General features: G+C 41.5%; 15 protein-coding genes. 6 read left to right on the forward strand and 9 right to left on the reverse strand.

Annotation, left to right across the window (positions count from 1 at the left end; genetic code table 11):
* Positions 1-2 precede the first annotated feature (2 nt).
* The 7 genes from G0Q07_RS08495 to G0Q07_RS08525 all read right to left on the reverse strand — a co-directional run bounded on the left by G0Q07_RS08495 (position 3) and on the right by G0Q07_RS08525 (position 7,075).
* Positions 3-620 carry an RnfABCDGE type electron transport complex subunit G gene (locus G0Q07_RS08495; RefSeq protein ID WP_203532702.1) on the reverse strand — a complete coding sequence of 206 codons (618 nt, stop codon included), beginning with the start codon at positions 618-620 and terminating at the stop codon, positions 3-5.
* Positions 589-1,566, reverse strand: coding sequence for an RnfABCDGE type electron transport complex subunit D (locus G0Q07_RS08500; protein WP_163345684.1), 978 nt, complete (start codon positions 1,564-1,566; stop codon positions 589-591). The genes G0Q07_RS08495 and G0Q07_RS08500 overlap by 32 nt, the downstream gene beginning before the upstream one ends.
* Positions 1,567-1,689: 123 nt before the next feature.
* On the reverse strand, positions 1,690-3,021 hold the full coding sequence (gene rsxC, locus G0Q07_RS08505) for an electron transport complex subunit RsxC (RefSeq protein WP_163345685.1): 1,332 nt from the start codon (positions 3,019-3,021) through the stop codon (positions 1,690-1,692).
* A 6-nt stretch (positions 3,022-3,027) separates the two neighbouring features.
* Positions 3,028-3,894, reverse strand: a complete 867-nt coding sequence (locus tag G0Q07_RS08510; RefSeq protein ID WP_163345686.1) for a Fe-S cluster domain-containing protein — start codon at positions 3,892-3,894, stop codon at positions 3,028-3,030.
* A 1-nt stretch (position 3,895) separates the two neighbouring features.
* The gene (locus G0Q07_RS08515) at positions 3,896-4,306 is read right to left on the reverse strand and encodes a SoxR reducing system RseC family protein (RefSeq protein WP_317165145.1); all 411 of its coding nucleotides are present in this window, start codon (positions 4,304-4,306) and stop codon (positions 3,896-3,898) included.
* Positions 4,307-4,593: 287 nt separating this feature from the next.
* Positions 4,594-6,486, reverse strand: a complete 1,893-nt coding sequence (locus tag G0Q07_RS08520) for a monovalent cation:proton antiporter-2 (CPA2) family protein (protein WP_163345688.1) — start codon at positions 6,484-6,486, stop codon at positions 4,594-4,596.
* Positions 6,479-7,075 (reverse strand): NAD(P)H-dependent oxidoreductase, encoded by a 597-nt coding sequence (locus G0Q07_RS08525; RefSeq protein ID WP_163345689.1) that lies wholly within the window; start codon positions 7,073-7,075, stop codon positions 6,479-6,481. The genes G0Q07_RS08520 and G0Q07_RS08525 overlap by 8 nt, the downstream gene beginning before the upstream one ends.
* A 124-nt stretch (positions 7,076-7,199) precedes the next feature.
* On the opposite strand from G0Q07_RS08525, the gene G0Q07_RS08530 reads away from it, so the two are divergent.
* From G0Q07_RS08530 to G0Q07_RS08550, 6 genes are all read left to right on the forward strand, one after another.
* On the forward strand, positions 7,200-12,722 hold the full coding sequence (locus tag G0Q07_RS08530) for an alpha-2-macroglobulin family protein (RefSeq protein ID WP_163345690.1): 5,523 nt from the start codon (positions 7,200-7,202) through the stop codon (positions 12,720-12,722).
* Between the two features lie 12 nt (positions 12,723-12,734).
* Positions 12,735-15,095, forward strand: coding sequence for a penicillin-binding protein 1C (gene pbpC / locus G0Q07_RS08535; RefSeq protein WP_163345691.1), 2,361 nt, complete (start codon positions 12,735-12,737; stop codon positions 15,093-15,095).
* Between the two features lie 93 nt (positions 15,096-15,188).
* On the forward strand, positions 15,189-16,415 hold the full coding sequence (locus tag G0Q07_RS08540) for a bifunctional 3,4-dihydroxy-2-butanone-4-phosphate synthase/GTP cyclohydrolase II (RefSeq protein WP_163345692.1): 1,227 nt from the start codon (positions 15,189-15,191) through the stop codon (positions 16,413-16,415).
* 75 nt (positions 16,416-16,490) lie between these two features.
* Positions 16,491-17,090 carry a sulfatase-like hydrolase/transferase gene (locus tag G0Q07_RS20510; protein ID WP_214648365.1) on the forward strand — a complete coding sequence of 200 codons (600 nt, stop codon included), beginning with the start codon at positions 16,491-16,493 and terminating at the stop codon, positions 17,088-17,090.
* A 26-nt stretch (positions 17,091-17,116) separates the two neighbouring features.
* Positions 17,117-18,034 carry a sulfatase-like hydrolase/transferase gene (locus G0Q07_RS08545; protein WP_246223030.1) on the forward strand — a complete coding sequence of 306 codons (918 nt, stop codon included), beginning with the start codon at positions 17,117-17,119 and terminating at the stop codon, positions 18,032-18,034.
* Positions 18,035-18,170: 136 nt separating this feature from the next.
* Positions 18,171-18,461, forward strand: a complete 291-nt coding sequence (locus G0Q07_RS08550) for a YtxH domain-containing protein (protein ID WP_163345693.1) — start codon at positions 18,171-18,173, stop codon at positions 18,459-18,461.
* Between the two features lie 48 nt (positions 18,462-18,509).
* Here the strand turns inward: G0Q07_RS08550 and G0Q07_RS08555 are convergent, their stop codons facing one another.
* Positions 18,510-18,980: a hypothetical protein gene (locus G0Q07_RS08555; RefSeq protein WP_163345694.1), complete on the reverse strand. Its 471-nt coding sequence runs from the start codon at positions 18,978-18,980 to the stop codon at positions 18,510-18,512.
* Positions 18,981-18,986: 6 nt separating this feature from the next.
* On the reverse strand, positions 18,987-19,436 hold the full coding sequence (locus tag G0Q07_RS08560; protein ID WP_163345695.1) for a hypothetical protein: 450 nt from the start codon (positions 19,434-19,436) through the stop codon (positions 18,987-18,989).
* Between the last annotated feature and the right edge of the window lie 52 nt (positions 19,437-19,488).

Consider the following 19,488-nt stretch of genomic DNA (forward strand, 5'->3'; position numbering starts at 1 on the left):
TTCTATTTGTTGTTTTCATTATAAGAATCGTATGCACGATTCAGCGCATCTAAAAAAGCTCTTGATGTAATTGTTGATGCTGTTATAGCATCAATATCTCCACCATCTTTCGAAACCATAAATTTGGTTGTTTCCGGGTTTTTACCAATTACGTACTGATTAGGTTTTTCCGGGTTGTTAAACCAAACATCCATTTTTGATCCCAAACCAGGTGTTTCTGCATGTTCTAAAACGGAGTATCCTGAAAAGTTCCCGTCTTTGTCAATTCCGGTCATTATTGAAATAAATCCACTAAAACCACTTTTAGTGTAGGTCTTAACGGCAGTTCCAACCAACTCGCCATTTTTATAGGCGGGAAAAAATTGCAGGGAGTCTTCTCCTTCACCAGGACTAACCACTACTGTTTCTCCCAGCTCGTCAAATTCTGGTAATACCGTTTTAATTGCTTCGGTTTGTGCTTTTAATTTCGCCACCTCAATAGGACCTTTTGTGAAATCGTATACAAAACCTAAAGCCGCTGCTGCAATACCGGTAACCAAAACCAGTGTTAACACCATGTTCGTAAAACTCGATTCTCGTTTTGCCATTTTACTGTCCTCCAAATCGTTTAGGTTTAACATACATGTTTATCAAGGGTACAAAGGCATTCATAATTAAAATTGCAAATGAAATACCTTCGGGGTAAGCGCCAAACATACGAATGGAGATGGTGATCAATCCAATTCCAATACCGTAGATCCATTGTCCTTTGCCGGTCATTGGCGAGGTAACCATATCGGTTGCCATAAAAATAGCTCCCAACATTAAACCACCAGTAAAAATGTGGTAAACCGGGTTGACATACATCTCAGGATTAATCATCCAGAAAATACCTGCAACAACAAGAACAGTAAGTATAATCGATACCGGCGTTTGCCAGGTAATCACTTTTTTCCACAGCATGTAAAGTCCACCGAGAATCAGTAACAGTGCTGATATTTCACCCATCGATCCATTATTAAATCCGATGGCTATATCGCTTAAATCAGGCAATCCTTGCAGTTGTGAAACCGGGATGCCGTTTTTAATACCTTCTTTTATTACTGCCAGCGGAGTAGCTGCCGAAACTGCATCAATACTCATCGATCTTGTGGCTGGCCACGATGTCATTTGCACCGGGAACGAAATCAACAGGAATACACGTCCAACAAGGGCCGGATTAAAAATGTTGGCTCCCAAACCACCGAACGAAAGTTTTCCGATACCCATGGCTGCAATCGCACCTATTATAATAATCCACCAGGGGAGATTTGCGGGCACGTTAAATGCAAGGAGAATGCCTGTAATTAAAGCTGACCCGTCGGTTAGACTGGGTTTTACTTTCATTACATATTGTTGAATGAGGTATTCGATGGCCAGGCACGACAGGATTGAAATTAACCCCACCCGAACGGCATCGAGGCCAAACATATAAATACCCCAGGCCATAGCCGGAATCATCGCATATACCACCCGAAGCATAATCTTCTGGGTTGATTCGCTCGAGTGAACGTGCGGTGATGGTGAAACTGTTAATAATTTACTCATTATTCAGCTGTTTGTCTTGTTCTTTTTTCCTGTCATTTCGACGACGTAGGAGGAGAAATCTCTAACATCGAAGCAACAGATTTCTCAGTCGTACCTCCTTCGAAATGACAAATGGTTTGATTACTATTTTTTTCGTGAACGAATCATCGCTCCAACTTTTCCTTTTCCCAAACGGATATAATCGAGCAGCGGACGGCTGGAAGGGCAGGTGTAGCTGCACGATCCGCATTCGATACAATCCATAATACGTTCGTTTTCTGCACGATCGAAAATTTGTTTTTCTCCCAAAGTCATCAGCAGGTAAGGTTCCAGTCCCATTGGGCAAACTGATGTACATCGCGAACAACGAATACAAGGTTCAATTTCCTGACGTTTGCTTTCTTCTTCTTTAATCAGCAGGATTCCAGAAGTACCTTTAGTAACCGGAACATCGAGCGATGCAATGGCTCGTCCCATCATGGGGCCACCACTAATAATTTTCCCTGTGTTTTCTGGCAGACCGCCGGCAGCTTCAATCAATTCTGATGTAGCTGTACCAATGCGCACCATAAAATTCGATGGTTTTTCAAGGCCTTTTCCGGTAACGGTTACCACGCGCTCAAGCAGTGGCTTGTTTTTCTGAATAGCCTCGTAAACCGCAAAGGCAGTTCCAACATTACTTACTACAGCACCAACCGCAATCGGTAAAGATCCCGAAGGAACTTCTTTTCCTGTAACAGCATTGATCAATTGTTTTTCGCCTCCTTGTGGATACTGAACTTTAAGGGACTGAACGCTCACTCCATTATATCCTTTGCATTTTTCATTCAGCAGCTTAATCGCATCGGGCTTGTTGTTTTCAATGCCGATAACGGCTTTGTCCACGTTCATGGCTTTCATCAGCAATTGGATACCCACCATAATTTCGTCGGCTTTTTCCAACATCAAACGGTGGTCCGAAGTAAGGTAAGGTTCGCACTCCACGCCGTTAATTAACAGCACTTCGGCTTTCATCCCTTTTGGCGGTACCAGTTTTACGTGGGTAGGGAAGGTTGCACCACCCAAACCAACTATTCCGGCTTCCTGAATCTTCTTAACGATATCAGGTCCGTCAATTGAAATTTCTTTTATCAAATCTTCAGAGCGGTCGATCCCTTCAACCCACTCGTCGCCATCTACATCGATAAAAATACCTTGTTTCGGATAGCCCGAGCTGTCAGCCGAAAAGTCAACTTTTTTCACTTTTCCTGAAACCGAAGAGTGTATGTTGGTTGAAACGAAACTGCTGCTTTGTGCAATTACCTGTCCTGCTTTTACCTCGTCGCCACGTTTTACCAATGGGGTAGAAGGAGCACCAATGTGTTGCGCTACCGGAATAAATACCGTTTTTGGAAGTGGCAGTACCTCAATCTTTTTATCTTTCGATAGTTTATTTTCGGGAGGATGTACTCCGCCTATTTTGAACGTTTTTAACATCCTGATTTATTTTGCTGGTTCACACTCTTTTTTTTCTGCTGGCTTTACTTTCCGCGGAGGAAAGTTTTCTTCGATAATGGCGCTTGTTGGACACACGGCCACACATTTACGGCACAGTTTACACTTGTCGGAATCAATGTAGGCCAGATTGTTTTCCATTGTAATGGCATCGAAAGGACACTCTTTGAAACACTTGCTACAACCAATACAGGCTACTTTGCAAGCTTTACGCGCTACGCCTCCTTTATCCTCGTTACGGCACGATACCACAACTTTGCGGTTTTTTGGCATCTTCTTACGCAACTCAATCAGGTCTTTCGGACAAGCATCAACGCAGGCTCCGCAGGCTACACATTTATCGTCGATAATTTGTGGAACACCAAGCTCTGAACGCAAGTCGATAGCATCAAAATCACAAGAGTCGTAGCAGTCGCCATAACCCAGACAGCCAAACTGGCAATCGCTTTCGCCACTGTAAACCGATGAGGCAATAGCGCAGGTAGTTGCTCCATCGAAACTACTGGTTTTTGGGCGGTTATCGCAGGTGCCGTTACAACGGATGTAAGCCACACGCGGATCTTTCTTAACGGCTTCAAGCCCCAGGATAGATGCCACGCTGTTCATCGTGTCGTTGCCGCCAACCGGACAGTATAAATCGCCCAATTCGCTTGCGTTTACAAGGGCTTCGGCAAAAGCCCGGCAGCCCGCGTATCCACAACCTCCGCAGTTGGCTCCCGGCAATGCTTCATCAACATCGTCGATGCGAGGATCTTCAATAACTTTGAATTTCTGTGCCACAAAGTAAAGGATTACCGCTGCTGCGGCGCCAATTACGGCTAATGTGACAATTGTATATACAACAGTGATACTCATTTTATTCAGCGTTTTCTTCGAGTTCGAATTTCAATACTTTTTTTAATAAATGCCTAAAAAAATATAATGTTATATAGTATGGTACAAGTATAAATAATGACAAAAGTCCCGATTTTAGTTCATCTCCGGTAATCTCGAGCGCAATGATTAAAGTGCCCAAAACAACAAAAAACGGAATTACATAACCCCAGGTTAGGGCTGTAAAACCTTTCGATTGTTTAAAGAGAATGGTGACCTCGTCGCCAACTGTGTAGTAGCCTTTGTATTCGGAAACCTCAATTTCTTTATCCTGATAATCGGAAACAGTGCATGCACCCTTGGCGTGGCAAGTAGAACAGGCCGACTGACTCACAATATTCACAGTTAGTGAGGTGGCTTTTATCGCTTTAATATAGCCTTTATGTCGAATTATAGATTCCGTAACTGTCTGTTTTTGCTATTTGCAGATGGCAAAACTATATAATAAATTGAATCTCGATATGACAAAAAAGCAATTTTTCTGAAAATGAGACTATTTATAAGTAGTCTAATTTAGATTGTCGAACGTTTAATTAGTTGGTTCGAAAAAGTGCAGCAAGACGTTCTGAGTTTAAGTTCAGATTTAAATTGCATAGCAATCTTTAATGCTTGGTTTTGTGTTATTAAAGTGGAATTTGTCAATCGGACGCTACTCAGGTTTTTACCCAAAACAAAAGAAAGCTACTCTTCCTTTTTTGCTTCATCTTTCAACGAATCAACATCCCATGCACAATCGCTATCGTGTATCGAGTAGTTTTTCTCGGCCTGTAGTGTTTCTTTTACCTGTTCCTCAAACCTACGGGTTTCCTGAATAAATTTGCTTTGGTCTTCCAGCCAGTGCTGGTAAAGTTCTTCGGTTACCTGATGTTCGTGGTGTTTAAAAGTGCGTGTGGCGCGGTACGCTTCGTATTTCGAAAAGCCCAGTTCTACCAGAGCATTGTTACCTAACTCCGCTGCCGAATGGAAGTTTTCGCGTTGTACTTTGTTGATGTTTAAATTCAGGTATTCAAATACATGAAATATATCGTTGGCACGCGCCAGTATTTTTACGTGCGGGTATTTTTTGCGCACAATTTCGGCCACTTTCAGTGCATTTTCATGTTCGGCCATACTTAATATGAGCAAGCGGGCCTTTTCAATTCCAGCTTTTTCGAGCATGGTGGGGCGGGTAATATCACCAAAATACAGTTTGAAACCATATTTACGCAGCGTTTCAACATTGGACGGATTGTTATCAAGGATGGTAACTTTTATTCCATTAGCTATAAGAATTCTTCCAACGGTTAATCCAAAGCGTCCGAACCCGGCAAGAATTACCGGAGTTTCTTCATCTTCAATTTCGTCGTATTCTTGTTTGTTTTGCCAACGTGCCAAGATCGGACTCACCGCTTTGTCGTTAAAAATGAGTAACAGCGGCGATATGGCCATCGACAAAGTGACCACAAGTAGTAACATCCCTGAAGTTTGCTCGTCGAACAATTTATTTTGTCTCGAGAAAGAGATGAGAACAAATGCAAATTCGCTGGCTTGCGACAACAGAAAAGCAAAAAGAAACTCAAAACCTTTTTTCAGCCTGAACATTCGGCCTAAAAACAAGAGAACGATAAACTTTAACAGAATGAGTAATAATACAAACTGAATGATCATCCACGGATTTTCAACTAGCAACGTGAAATTAATGCTGGCACCCACCGAGATAAAGAAAAGTCCTAGCAGCAATCCTTTAAACGGATCTATGGTGGTTTCCAACTCATGCCGGTATTCGCTGTCGGCCAAAACAACACCGGCAATAAATGTTCCCAGCGCAGGCGATAAACCTATGGCATCCATGCCTAACGCAATACCAATAACCATAAGTAGTGCCAGTGCTACAAATACCTCGTGTAAACCAGTTTCGGCAACCAAACGAAAAATATGTCGTGCCGCAAACCGGCCAATAATCACCATAACTGAAATGGCCCCAATAATGATTAATAGCTGCAACCAGCCCGGCAATTGCGCTACCTGTCCAATGCTGTTAATTGATGTGTCGGAAAGATCGGCAGGTGTTCCTAAAGTTGCTATTAACGGCAGTAACGCCAGAATAGGGATAACCGCCATATCCTGAAACAGCAGAACCGAAAAAGCTGATCGGCCGGCAATGTTGCGCATCAGTCCTTTTTCCGATAATGTTTGCAGTACAATTGCCGTTGATGAAAGCGCAAGAATAAGCCCGATGGCCACAGCACGGTTTAGCTGGAACTTGAGCAGCAATGCAACGCCGGTAATTATTCCGGCAGTAATAAGTACTTGTAAACCTCCCAATCCAAAAATTGAGCGCCGCATTTTCCATAAAAGTTTGGGCTCCAGTTCCAATCCAATTATAAAAAGCATCAGTACAACACCAAACTCGGCAAAGTGCATAACTTCTCCGGCTTCGTTACCCACCAGGCTTAAAACAAATGGTCCCACTACTATTCCGGCAAGCAGATAGCCCAGTACCGAGCCAAGCCCCAGTTTTTTAGCGATAGGAACCGAAACAACGGCTGCCCCGAGGTAGATTAAAGCGTTTAAAAAGAATTCCTGATTATGCATCTTGCTTTATAATTTCGTTGATATATTCAATAGAATTAAATTGCTCCGAATTGATTTTGTTGTCGCGAAGCATCTGTATGACCGAACGATAATCGTCGGCATATTTTTGCACATGATCCCTTTTTAAGGTATGCGACCCATGCACCACAAAAGGTGGCAGGTATTTCATTCGGCAAAGATTGGCCGATTGTTTAAAAGGTGCCAAAAACTGGTTAATGGTGAAACGATTTTTGCCCTCGGCTCTATACACTTCTTTGCTTCCTCCGGTTGTAATGCACGACATGGCCCATTTCCCCTCCAGCGCCCGACCGTGTGTTCCATAGGCAAAACCATGTTGCAGCACCAGATCCATCCACTCTTTTATAATCGCCGGGGCGCTATACCAATAAAACGGATGGTGCCAGATGATGATATCGTGTTCCGTTAATAGTTTTTGCTCAACAGGTATATTCATAAAAAAATCGGGATACTTTTCATACAGGTTATTGATGGTAATACCATCCATGTCTTTAACCGCCTCCATCAATGTTTTGTTAATGAGTGATTTTTGAAAAGCAGGATGGGCAAAAAGTATAAGTATCTTTTTCATATGTAAAAGCTGTTTTGTGCCGAATTTAGTGAATAAAATTATGAAACATAAACAAACTAAACTATGAAAGTGAGTACTAATTCCTTATTTTTATCTTCGTATATAAAATCATAAAACCCAAAAAGTGAAAAAGTTTATAGTCCCCTTGTTTTTTCTGCTCCTTTTTACAGTTTCTTGCAAAAAGAATAATAATAAAGAAGTTGGTCCAAGTGCTGAATATACTTACTATGTGCAGGCATTTACAAGTGGTGTAATTTCGAGTAGAACAGCAATTGCAGTGCACCTTACCAAGCCGGTTGAATTTGAAGACCTGGCAGACGAACTATTCGAGTTTAAGCCTGCCATAAAAGGAAAAGCCGTGCAAGTTAGCGATCGTATTTTTGAATTTCGCCCATCTGAACCATTAAAACAAGGTGTAACATACGAAGCTAATTTTTTATTGGGAAAGGTGATGCAGGTAAAAAGCGATCTGCAGAAAATGCCATTTCGGTTTTCAACGGTGCCGCAATCATTTTCTGTAACTGTTGAAGGATTGAAAAATTACGAAGATGTTGGCTCGGAACAAATGCAATTAACCGGCTATATTTTAACTGCTGATGTTGCCGAAGCTCAGGCTGTGGAAAAAATACTTACAACCAGCTTAAACAACAACGAGTTGCCGGTAAGATGGAATCATAATACCGATGGGCGCAAACACTTTTTTACCGTTGATAGTATTGCGCGTTTGCAGGATAACCCCGGGAAACTGGAAGTAAAATGGGATGGCAGTTCGCTGGATTTGAATGAAAAGGGAGTGAAAGAACTTGAAGTGCCGGCATTAAGCGATTTCAAGGTGCTTGAAGCCAGTGTTGTTCAGCAGCCCGAGCAATGCGTGAATATCCGTTTTTCTGATGTGCTGTTAAAAACACAGGATCTTAACGGATTGATTGACTTAGAAAATAACCAGGACCTAAGATTTGAATTGGATGGAAGCCTGGTGAAAATATGGATAGAAAAAAGGATTTCGGGCGAAATAAATTTAACCGTTCACGAAGGCATAAAAAGCAGTAATTATGCACGCCTTAAATCGGGTGCTAACTTTTTATTGCAATTTACCAACGCCGAACCCAGGTTGCGTTTGCTCGGAAAAGGAGTAATTGTTCCTCAAAGCGAATCGATGATCTTTCCGTTTGAAGCAATAAGTTTAAATGCCGTTGATGTAAGGATTATTCAGATTTTTAAAGATAATGTTGCTCAGTTTTTTCAGGGAAACAGCTTGGATGGAAAAAATGATTTAAAACAAGTTGGACGCCTGATTTATGACAAAAAGGTTGATCTTTATTCCGAGGAGCCAATCAATTATAACAACTGGAACACATTTAAAATAGATTTGGCTAAACTCATCGACATTGAACAGGGAGCCATTTTTCGTGTAGAGTTGCGTTTTAGTAAAGCTTATTCATTATACAATTGCCCTGATAACGAAACGGACGAAACGTTGAAGGAACCCGATTTAAACCAGGAAGAAGATTATAAAACCAATTGGGATACGCCCGGTTGGTATAGTAATCATTATTATCCTGACGGCTATAATTGGCGCGAACGCGATAATCCGTGTCATGTGTCGTACTACAATTCCGACCGTTTTGTGAGTAAAAATATTATGGCGTCGCAGATGGGAATTGTGGCCAAGGAAGGAAAAGACTACCGAATGTTATTTGCTGTTTCAAATTTAATTTCAACTGAACCGATGGGTGATGTTGACTTAAAGCTTTACAATTTTCAGCATCAACTAATTGAAACAATAAAAACTGATTCGCGCGGTTTTGCAGAAGTGGATTTGAAGAAAAAGCCATTCTTGCTGATTGCACAAAAAGGCGATCAGTTTGGCTATTTGCGCCTCGATGATGGAACCTCCTTGTCGATAAGTAATTTCAATGTATCGGGGCAGGAAATTACCGATGGAATGAAAGGTTTTATTTATGGCGAACGCGATGTGTGGCGTCCCGGCGATACGTTGTTTCTCAATTTTATTTTGGAAACCAATGCCTCCCGTGCTGAAAATCATCCGGTAATCTTTAGTCTTACTAATCCTAAAAATCAACAGGTTGAGCGACGTGTTGTTACCAACAGCGAAAATGGTTTTTATCAGTTAACCACTAACACTCAGAAAGATGCGTCAACTGGTAACTGGCGGGCAGAAGTTCAGGTGGGAAACAGCCGCTTTTCGAAACGGATAAAAATAGAAACCATAAAACCTAACCGCTTAAAGATTGAGCTCGATTTACCCGAAAATAAAATGCTTGACCAAAGCAACAAGGTGGTGCCAATAACAGCAACTTGGTTGCATGGCAGCCCGGCAAAATCGTTAAAAGCAAAAGTTGATGTATTACTGACCAAAGCCAATACTACGTTTGATAATTTTCAAAACTATACTTTTACAGATCCGGCAACAAGTTACGCGCAAAAAGAGCAAACAATTTTTGACGGCAAACTGGACGAATCAGGCAAGGCAAACGTTTCGTTCGAGCCGGAAGGTTTGGAAAATGCTCCAGGAATGTTAAATGCATGGTTCACATCGCGGGTGTTTGAGAGCGGTGGAGATTTTAGTACGTCGATAGTCAGTGCAAAATATTCTCCTTTCGAATCGTATGTTGGAGTGCGTATGCCCGAATCGGACGATAACTGGTATACCACTGATACTGATTATTTGCCCGAGATTGTTACGGTAGATAAAAACGGGAAACCGGTTTCAGGAAATGATTTGGAAGTACAACTGTATAAAATTAACTGGCGCTGGTGGTGGGAGTCGGGATCTGAAAACCTTGCGCACTATGTGTCGGGACGATCTTATCAGCCGATGAGTAATTGGAATATTTCCAACGCCAAACATAAATCTAAAATTAAACTCAACGTAAAATACAATAACTGGCAGGATAATGGTCGGTACTTTTTATGGGTGAAAGATAACACTTCGGGGCACTCAACCGGAACCACGTTTTACATGTCGAAGTGGGGAAACTGGCGCTCGGATGGAATGGAACAGGGAGCAACCATGCTTAGTGTTCGCACCAACAAGGCGAAATACAATGTTGGCGATGATATTGAGGTTATAATTCCTTCGTCGAAAGCGGGAAAGGCACTGGTAAGCCTTGAAAACGGAACCGAAGTGTTGGATATGTTTTGGGTGGAGACGACGGATAAAGAAACGCGTTTTACCTTAAAAGCCAATAAAAAAATGGCTCCCAACTTTTATGTGAATGTTAGTTTAATACAAGCCTACGCGAATACCGAGAATGATGCTCCTTTGCGGCTTTACGGTATAATTCCGGTTAAGGTAGAAAATCCGGAAACTATTCTTCAGCCTGAAATAAAAACCCTTAGCGAAATTGAACCGGAAACAAATTACACCGTAGAAGTGTCGGAGAAAAATGGCAAAAAGATGACGTACACTTTGGCTGTTGTTGACGAAGGATTGCTGGGATTAACCAATTATAAAACGCCAAATCCGCACTATACTTTTTATCAGCGCGAGGCACTGGGAGTTAAAAGCTGGGATATGTACGATTATGTTGCCGGTGCGTATGGCGCTCGTCTTGAAAAAGCATTTGCTATTGGTGGCGACGGAAGTTTGGTGGAGTCGGATAAAAAGGAAGCCAACCGTTTTAAACCGGTAGTTCAGTTTGCCGGGCCTTTTACACTGGAAGCCGGGAAAACCCAAAAGCACGAATTTAAAATGCCGAATTATGTTGGGGCAGTTCGGATGATGGTGGTGGCCGGAAATCAGGGCGCGTATGGTGCCGAAGAAATCTCGGTTCCGGTGCGTAAAGGATTAATGTTGCTGGCAACTGTTCCACGCATGTTGGCACCGTTGGAAACATTCGATCTCCCGGTTGATGTGTTTGCGATGAAAGATCATGTGAAAAATGTTTCGGTTTCGGTGAAAACAAACGAACTGTTTGAGCTTGCTGGCGAAAAAGAGAATTCAATACAATTTGATGAGACAGGTGAAAAGATGACTTTCTTTAAATTAAATGTAAAGGATGATATTGGTGTTGGAAAAATTGTTGTAGAAGCAAAATCGGGCGACGAACGTGCCATTTATGAAGTTGAAGTAGATGTTCGGAATCCGAATTTACAGGTTACCAAACAGGAAATGAAACTAGTAAACAGCAACGAAAGTTGGGCTTGTACTTTGCAATCCCCTGGAACACCGGGCACCAACAAGGCGTGGATTGAAATCACCGGATTTCCTCCACTAAATCTGACGAAACACCTTAATTACCTGATTCAGTATCCGCACGGATGTGTAGAACAGGTTACTTCGTCGGTATTCCCGCAATTGTTTTTGGGGCAGTTAACCGATGTAACAGCCAATCAGAAATTAGAAATAGAAGACAATGTGAGAAAAGCATTGGTAAAACTGCAGTCATTTCAATTAGGTAGCGGCGGATTTAGTTACTGGCCCGGATCATCATTCGTAAATAAATGGGCAACAAATTATGTAGGGCATTTTATTTTAATGGCAGAAAAAGCCGGTTATTCACTTCCGTTTGGCTTAAAAGATAAATGGTTGCGTTATCAGCGAAGGGAAGCCAGAAACTGGAAGGGAAACCGATCATTCGAGCATTCTTCTCAATTACGAAACTACGACTTAACACAAGCCTATCGTTTGTATACGCTGGCGTTGTCCGGAAGTCCTGATATGGCAGCAATGAATCGATTGCGCGAAAAAGGCAATAAATCACCTGATATTACCTGGCGTTTGGCAGCGGCTTATATTCTGGCAGGGAGGAAGGATGCCGCTGAACAATTGGTTGCCAATGTAACTACCCAAGTAAAAGACTACCGCGAGTTTGGTGGGACTTTCGGCTCGTCGTTGCGCGACAAAGCTATGTTGCTTGAGGCATTGACCTTATTGAATGATCAGGAGAATGCTTTTGAAATGTTACAATCAATTTCTGATGAGATGAACGAACGTGAATGGTTAAGCACACAAACGGCTGCGTGGTGCTTGTTTGCTGCAGCGTGTTTCTCGGAAGAATTTTATGCTGGCGATAACGAGACAAGTTTTGATCTTGAAGTGAATGGTAAGAATCATCAGTTACGTACAAAAATTCCGGTTGTTAAAATTCCCGTAGAAAATAGTACTGCGGATCAGGTTAACCTTGAAATGGAAAACGAAGGAAGCTCTGCTACTTTTGTGCGGGTTGTAACACAAGGAATTCCTTCGGGGATTGATTCCGTTTCCTCGTCTGCAAACCTAATAATGAATATAAAATATCTCGATAGTGCAACCAACGAAATCAATCCTGCAAGTATTAGCCAGGGCAGCGATTTCAGTATGGTGGTTACTGTAAAACATCCGGGAAAACGCGTTGATTATGAAGAAATGGTATTGTCGACCTTAGTTCCTTCAGGATGGGAAATTTTAAATAAACGCATTGGAGATGTTCCGGGTGAGGAGCCGAATTTTGAATATCAGGACATTCGCGATGACCGGATTTATACTTATTTTGATTTGGCTATGAACGAGCAAAAGTCATTTGTATTCTACCTGAATGCTTCGTATAAGGGACGTTTTTATCAGCCTCCGGTAAGTTGCGGGGCCATGTACGATAATTCCGTAAGTGCTAAAAAAGCAGGTAGAATGGTTGTAGTGAAATAACATTTCTGTGGTTTGGCAAAATTATTAAAAAACAGACGTTGGTGGAAATGGTGGAGTATTGGTTTGTTATCATTACTCGTTCTGTTTTTATTTAGCGGTATTTTTGTCCCGCGTCCGTTGTTTACAACTTCCTACTCAACAGTTGTAGAAAGTAGCAACGGAGATTTGTTGGGAGCTCGTATTTCTGATGATGAGCAGTGGCGGTTTCCTGCCGGTGATCGTATCCCACATAAGTACGAGTTGTGTGTTTTGCAATTCGAAGACAAACATTTTTATCATCACCCCGGAGTAAATCTCGCGTCAATAGCACGGGCCATTTTTCAGAATATAAAAGCCCGAAAAGTGGTGAGCGGAGGTAGTACAATTACTATGCAGGTAAGCCGACTGGCTCGTGGAAACAGAACACGGAACCTGAAAAATAAACTGATTGAAGTTTTTTGGGCTTTGCATATTGAGCTACGTTATTCAAAAGCTGAAATACTAAAATTATATGCCTCGCATGCACCTTTTGGCGGAAATGTAGTGGGAATTGAAGCTGCATCCTGGCGATACTTTGCACGCGAAAGTGAGCAGTTGTCGTGGGCCGAGTCGGCAACTTTAGCTGTACTTCCTAATGCACCTTCGCTAATATATCCAGGCCGATCGGATGACAAGTTGAAACAGAAACGTGATCGTCTTTTGCAAAAGCTTTTGGCAAACGGAACGCTTGATAGTATGACTTGCGAGCTGGCAGTTGCAGAACCATTGCCGGAAAAAGTAAATGCCTTGCCAAATGCGGCCTATCATTTTACCGAATTGGTCAATAAAGAAAAGAGAGGACAGCGAATACATTCTACTATTGATTATGCGATTCAAAACCGTGTGAATATAGTGGTGCGAAAACACCAGCACCGTTTAAAGTCTAATTACATTAATAATATGGCAGTGGTGGTAGCCGAAATACCATCAAAAAAAGTGAGAGCCTATGTGGGAAACACCTTTTCAAGTGATGGTTTAAATCATGGAAATTTTGTGGATGTAGTTCAATCTCCAAGAAGTACCGGCAGTATTTTAAAGCCATTTTTGTATTGTAAAATGATGGATAACGGCTTGCTTTTGCCCGGCATGTTGGTGCCCGATATTCCCATTCGTTTTGGAGGTTTTACACCTATGAATTTTGATCGGCAATACATTGGTGCCGTTTCGGCAGAAGAAGCTTTGGCACGGTCGTTAAATATTCCGGCAGTACATTTGTTGCGTGAATTTGGCGTAGCACCGTTTTATTCATTTCTGAAACAAGCCGGGATGTCGACATTGTATCAGTCGCCCGATTATTACGGTCTTTCGTTGATTTTGGGTGGTGCCGAAGTAAAACTGTGGGATTTGGCCGGAATGTATGCTTCGCTGGCAACAATTTTAGATACTTACAATAAAGAGGATGGATTGTATTTTTCGAAACCTTTTTCTCCGTTGCTAACGAATGAAGATAAAAGTATTGATCAGCCTGCTGAATTGGAACAATCCGTTATCAGGGCGGCATCAATATATTCAACATTTAAAGCACTTTTGGAAGTAACGCGCCCCGAATCGGAAAAAGGATGGGAGCGATTTGCCCGATCAAAGAAAATTGCCTGGAAAACGGGTACCAGTTTTGGCTTTCGTGATGCCTGGGCAGTTGGTATTACTCCCAAATATGTTGTTGCGGTTTGGGTTGGTAATGCCGACGGTGAAGGGAGAGCTGGTTTAACAGGTGTATCTGCTGCTGCTCCGGTAATGTTTGATGTATTTTCAACATTGCCAGGTGTCCAATGGTTTAATACCCCTATTGACGAAATGGACAGTATGGAGGTTTGTAATGAAAGTGGCTTTTTGCCAGGAGAAAATTGCGACAACAGAAAGGTTATTCTAGTGCCGAAAGGAAATAAAATTGGCGTTTGCCAGTGGCATCAGCGCATTCATTTAAATGCAGCACAAACACATCGTGTAAATGCCAATTGTCATCCTGTTTCAAAAATGGTGCATAAAAACTGGTTTGTTCTTCCGCCAGCAATGGAGTATTATTACAAACAAGAGAATGTGCTTTATGCTACTTTGCCACCGTTGATGCCGGGTTGTACGGAGAGCCAGCAGCAGCTCGACTTTATTTATCCGAGAGAATGGAACAGGGTTTTTATTCCGGTTGAACTGGACGGAACTAAAGGGAAGTTCATTGTAGAACTGGCACACCGTTTAAGCAATGTTGATGTTTATTGGTATTTAGACAATAATTTTCTGGGTATTACTCAGAATATACATCAGTTTGAGCTTAGGCCGGAGCCAGGATGGCACACAATTACTGTTAGCGATAATCTGGGAAATATACTCACAAAAAAGTTCTTTGTGGTTAATCGTTAGTGTTGTTAATGTTATTTCAGCAAATGATATCAAAAAGTCATGAAACCGTTTCAGAAAACTTTGTAATTTTGCGGCTGATTTAAAAGGGCAGATATGACAGACATTAAACTTAACACAATTCCTGAAGCCATTGCTGCAATACAGAAAGGTGAGATGGTAATTGTTGTTGATGATGAAGATCGTGAGAATGAAGGTGATTTGATTGTTGCCTCAGAATTAATCACCACCGAAATTGTAAACTTTATGGCTTCGCAGGCTCGGGGCCTCATTTGTGTTTCTTTAACCGAGGAACGCTGCAAAGAGTTGGAGCTAGAACTGATGGTGGGAAAAAACACCTCTGCCAATGAAACTGCTTTTACAGTTTCTGTTGATGCCATTCATCCGGATGTAACAACAGGGATTTCGGCTGCCGACCGTGCAATAACTATAAAAATGCTGGTTGACAAAAAAACCAGGCCGGAGCAATTAGGCCGTCCCGGGCATATCTTTCCCTTAAAAGCTATGGAGCGTGGTGTGTTGCGAAGAACCGGACACACTGAAGCGGCTGTCGATTTGGCTCGTCTCGCTGGATTAAAACCATCGGGTGTTCTTGTGGAAATTATGAACGACGATGGATCGATGGCTCGTTTACCTCAATTGTATGAATTCGCACAAAAGCATAATTTGAAGCTGGTTAGTATTAAAGATTTGATTTCTTTCCTCTTCCAAAGCGAAAGCCTGATTGAAAGGGGAGAAGAAGTAGCTTTACCAACAGATTATGGTGAGTTTAGAATTGTTCCTTTCCGTCAGAAATCAAATGGTGTAGAACATGTTGCACTAATAAAAGGTGAGTGGGAGCCTGACGAGCCCATTATGGTTCGTATGCACTCGTCGTGTATGACCGGTGATATTTTTGGATCGATGCGTTGCGAATGTGGCGATCAGTTACACAGCTCAATGGAAATGATAGATAATGCCGGAAAAGGCGTTATTGTTTACATTATGCAGGAAGGACGTGGCATTGGACTTCTGAACAAAATTGCTGCCTACAAATTACAGGACGAGGGACTAGATACCGTTGAAGCCAATATTCATCTGGGTTTTAAAGCCGATGAACGCGATTATGGTGTTGGTGCTCAGATATTAAGTAATCTTGATGTGCGGAAAATGCGACTGCTTACGAACAATCCGGTTAAACGTGTTGGTCTTGAAGGATATGGTTTGGAAGTTACAGAGATCGTTCCGATCGAGATTGCACCCAATGAGCACAACCAACGTTACATGAAAACGAAACGCGACCGAATGGGGCATCATCTAAGAAAATTTGACTACGACAAATAGAGCTTTATAAAAAAATTATAAAGTTGTTTTGTTTGATGGAATTTCATGATTAGGTTTGCCCTATAAATCTATTCCATGAAGCACCTATTTGTTATTATTCTTCTGACTTTTACAGCGGTATTAAACGCCTCCGAAAAAGGAAAACAACCTCACATTATTTTAATAATGACTGACCAGCAACGAGCCGATGCGCTGGGTTGTATGGGAAATGCTGCAGTTTTATCGCCTAATATCGACAAGCTTGCTGACGCTGGTGCGACCTTTGTTAATGCATACTCGTCGGTTCCCAGCTGTACGCCTGCACGTGCGGGTTTACTCACCGGTTTATCGCCATGGCACCACGGAATGTTGGGCTATGGCCGTGTAGCCCGAAAGTATAAGTACGAAATGCCGCGTATGTTGCGCGAAGCGGGTTATTACACTTTCGGCATTGGAAAAATGCATTGGTTTCCACAAAAAACCTTACACGGTTTTCATGGAACCTTGGTTGACGAAAGTGGCCGCGTTGAACAGGATGGTTTTATTAGTGATTACCGCGATTGGTTTAAACTTCAAGCCCCGGGGAAGATCCCGATAAAACCGGAATTGGATGGAACGAGCACGGTGCGGGTGTATACCAACTCGACGAAAAATTACATCCTACCTACTGGACAGGGCAAACAGCTATTGAGTTAATAGAAAATTATACCCAGGAGAAACCACTGTTTTTAAAAGTATCTTTTGCTCGACCGCATAGTCCGTACGATCCGCCACAACGGTTTCTCGATCTTTATAAAGATGCACAAATTCCGGCTCCTTATTTAGGATACTGGGATAGAAAATATGAAGGATTGGAAGGTGGCAAAGCGGCTGCTTTTGGCGATTTTGGTGTTGAACACGCCATTGAAAGCCGACGACATTATTACGCCAACATCACTTTCATCGATGAAATGGTTGGGAAGATCATTCAGGCCTTGAAAGCTAACGGGATGTATGAAAATGCACTTATTTGTTTTACTTCCGATCATGGCGATATGTTGGGCGACCATTACCACTGGCGAAAAACCTATGCTTACGAAGGTTCGTCTAAGGTTCCTTTCATAATTAAATGGCCCGAATCGTTTGAGGGACAAGTTACACGCGGCTCGAAATTGGATCAAGTTACCGAATTGCGCGATTTTCTGCCCACATTTTTAGATGCGGCCGACTCCGAAATTCCTAATGAAATGGATGGTTTATCTGTTCTAAAATTGATTGAAAATCCACAAACCGAATGGAGAAATTACATCGACCTTGAGCATGCAACAACATACAGCGAAAAGAACTACTGGTGTGCTTTAACCGATGGCACCTGGAAATATATCTGGTTTTTCAGAACCGGAGAAGAACAACTTTTTAATTTAAAATATGATCCCGGCGAGCAAAATAATCTAACTGCTAACGAGCCGGATGAGTTGAAAAAATGGCGCCAGAAAATGGTGAATCACCTTAGCGAAAGGGGAGAAGGTTTTGTGAAAAACGGGAAGCTGGTGCAGCGAACAGAGACTTTGCTGTACAGCCCGAATTACCCTAAAAATGAACGATCTGAAACTGAAAAATTGAAGCACTGGAGAGAAGTTTATAAAGGAGTTGTTAAATAAGACGATCATTTGAGTTTTACATTGGTCAGTGTATAAACAGCTAAAATGCATACGACCATTAATTTTAAAGCCTTAACTTTTGTTACGTACTCAATATATTCCGTACATTTATTTAAAATTTTAAAACTCAAATAGAATGGATGGAAAAACAAAAGCAATTGTTGCGCACATTTATTGGATTGGCTGGATTATTGCCCTCGTAATTAATTCCAGTGAAAAAGATGAGCTGGCAAGTTTCTATATTCGGCAGATGTTGGGATTATGGCTATTTGCAACAATAGTTAGTTTTATTCCTTTCTTGAATATCGTTGGATGGCTGCTCACCTTAGTTTTTTGGATAATTAGTCTTGTAGGAGCTATCAATGGCGAACAAAAGGAAATTCCATGGGTTGGTGAATATTTTCAGGATTGGTTTAAGGCCTTATAATTGATTAATAACTAAAAAAGACAGGTTATTGCCTGCCTTTTTTAGTTATTAATCGTTGTCTTTTTTGTCTCGATCCCTTTGCCTGTATTTCCTGAACATGTGGATTCTAAATTCATATTCAGCTTTATAAAGTTTTATAACTTTTAGCGGTGGCAAAATCTTAAGGAATTCTTCGTTGTATTTCTCTTGTACGTTTGCTTCTGTTTGGCTTATTCCAACATGCTCACGCGTGAGTTTTATTAACTCTTTATTCGAAAGATTTTCATCGGCGTTTCTCACTTTATCTTCCAGATCGTGACGTTTTTGCTGGAACTCAAACATTTCTTTTTCCTTCTGATTATAAACCGGCCAGAATTTTTGTGCTTCTTCCGGTGTTAAATCCAGATTTGTTGTGAAAAATGCAACTTTTTCATTCCGATAGCGCTCCCAGCGGTCATCATCATTTCCTCTTTGTGCGGTTGCCTGTGTTTGGGAAAAGATCAACAATCCTAATGTTAATATTGCAAATAGCTGTCTCATATTACTCTACTCTTCGGTGTATTCAAAAATCTCGTATGTGCTAAAATTAGTGCTAACGTATGCCATTAAGTCATCGTCACTAAATGTATTTCCATTATCATCGCTTTCCAGTAATGAGAAGAACGAGCTTTCGTCAAGACCCTCCAAAATAGAATGCATTTGGCTATCGGGGTAATCTGCCGAAGCTGTTGTTTCAATAACTTGTTGCTGTGGTATAAATGTTTTTAATGGTATATATACCAGCATGAATATGATAGCAAAACTGGCAGCAAGACCTAGTGCAGGCTTTAAAAGATTAATAATCTTAAATTCCTTATTGTCGGCTACATGTTTCTCCGCTTCAATTTGCATTTGCATGCGTGCGGAAAAATCGTCGAAATAATTCTTGGGAGTGCCAAAAGCGTTCTCCTTCTTTATTTTCGATAAATTTGGTGCTATGTCTTTTAATTCTTCCATTGCGGCATTTTAGTTCATTGACTATTTCTTATCTAAAAGGTTTAAAAACAAT

Source organism: Draconibacterium halophilum (assembly GCF_010448835.1).
In the GTDB taxonomy this organism is placed as follows: domain Bacteria; phylum Bacteroidota; class Bacteroidia; order Bacteroidales; family Prolixibacteraceae; genus Draconibacterium; species Draconibacterium halophilum.

What these genes read in the sequence shown, in the direction of transcription:
- rsxC (WP_163345685.1), bottom strand. Translation starts at nt 3,021, where the DNA reads ATGTTAAAAACGTTCAAAATAGGCGGAGTACATCCTCCCGAAAATAAA.
- G0Q07_RS08540 (WP_163345692.1), top strand. Translation starts at nt 15,189, where the DNA reads ATGACAGACATTAAACTTAACACAATTCCTGAAGCCATTGCTGCAATA.
- G0Q07_RS20510 (WP_214648365.1), top strand. Translation starts at nt 16,491, where the DNA reads ATGAAGCACCTATTTGTTATTATTCTTCTGACTTTTACAGCGGTATTA.
- G0Q07_RS08555 (WP_163345694.1), bottom strand. Translation starts at nt 18,980, where the DNA reads ATGAGACAGCTATTTGCAATATTAACATTAGGATTGTTGATCTTTTCC.
- G0Q07_RS08560 (WP_163345695.1), bottom strand. Translation starts at nt 19,436, where the DNA reads ATGGAAGAATTAAAAGACATAGCACCAAATTTATCGAAAATAAAGAAG.
- G0Q07_RS08550 (WP_163345693.1), top strand. Translation starts at nt 18,171, where the DNA reads ATGGATGGAAAAACAAAAGCAATTGTTGCGCACATTTATTGGATTGGC.
- G0Q07_RS08510 (WP_163345686.1), bottom strand. Translation starts at nt 3,894, where the DNA reads ATGAGTATCACTGTTGTATATACAATTGTCACATTAGCCGTAATTGGC.
- G0Q07_RS08525 (WP_163345689.1), bottom strand. Translation starts at nt 7,075, where the DNA reads ATGAAAAAGATACTTATACTTTTTGCCCATCCTGCTTTTCAAAAATCA.
- G0Q07_RS08495 (WP_203532702.1), bottom strand. Translation starts at nt 620, where the DNA reads ATGTTAAACCTAAACGATTTGGAGGACAGTAAAATGGCAAAACGAGAA.
- G0Q07_RS08500 (WP_163345684.1), bottom strand. Translation starts at nt 1,566, where the DNA reads ATGAGTAAATTATTAACAGTTTCACCATCACCGCACGTTCACTCGAGC.
- G0Q07_RS08520 (WP_163345688.1), bottom strand. Translation starts at nt 6,486, where the DNA reads ATGCATAATCAGGAATTCTTTTTAAACGCTTTAATCTACCTCGGGGCA.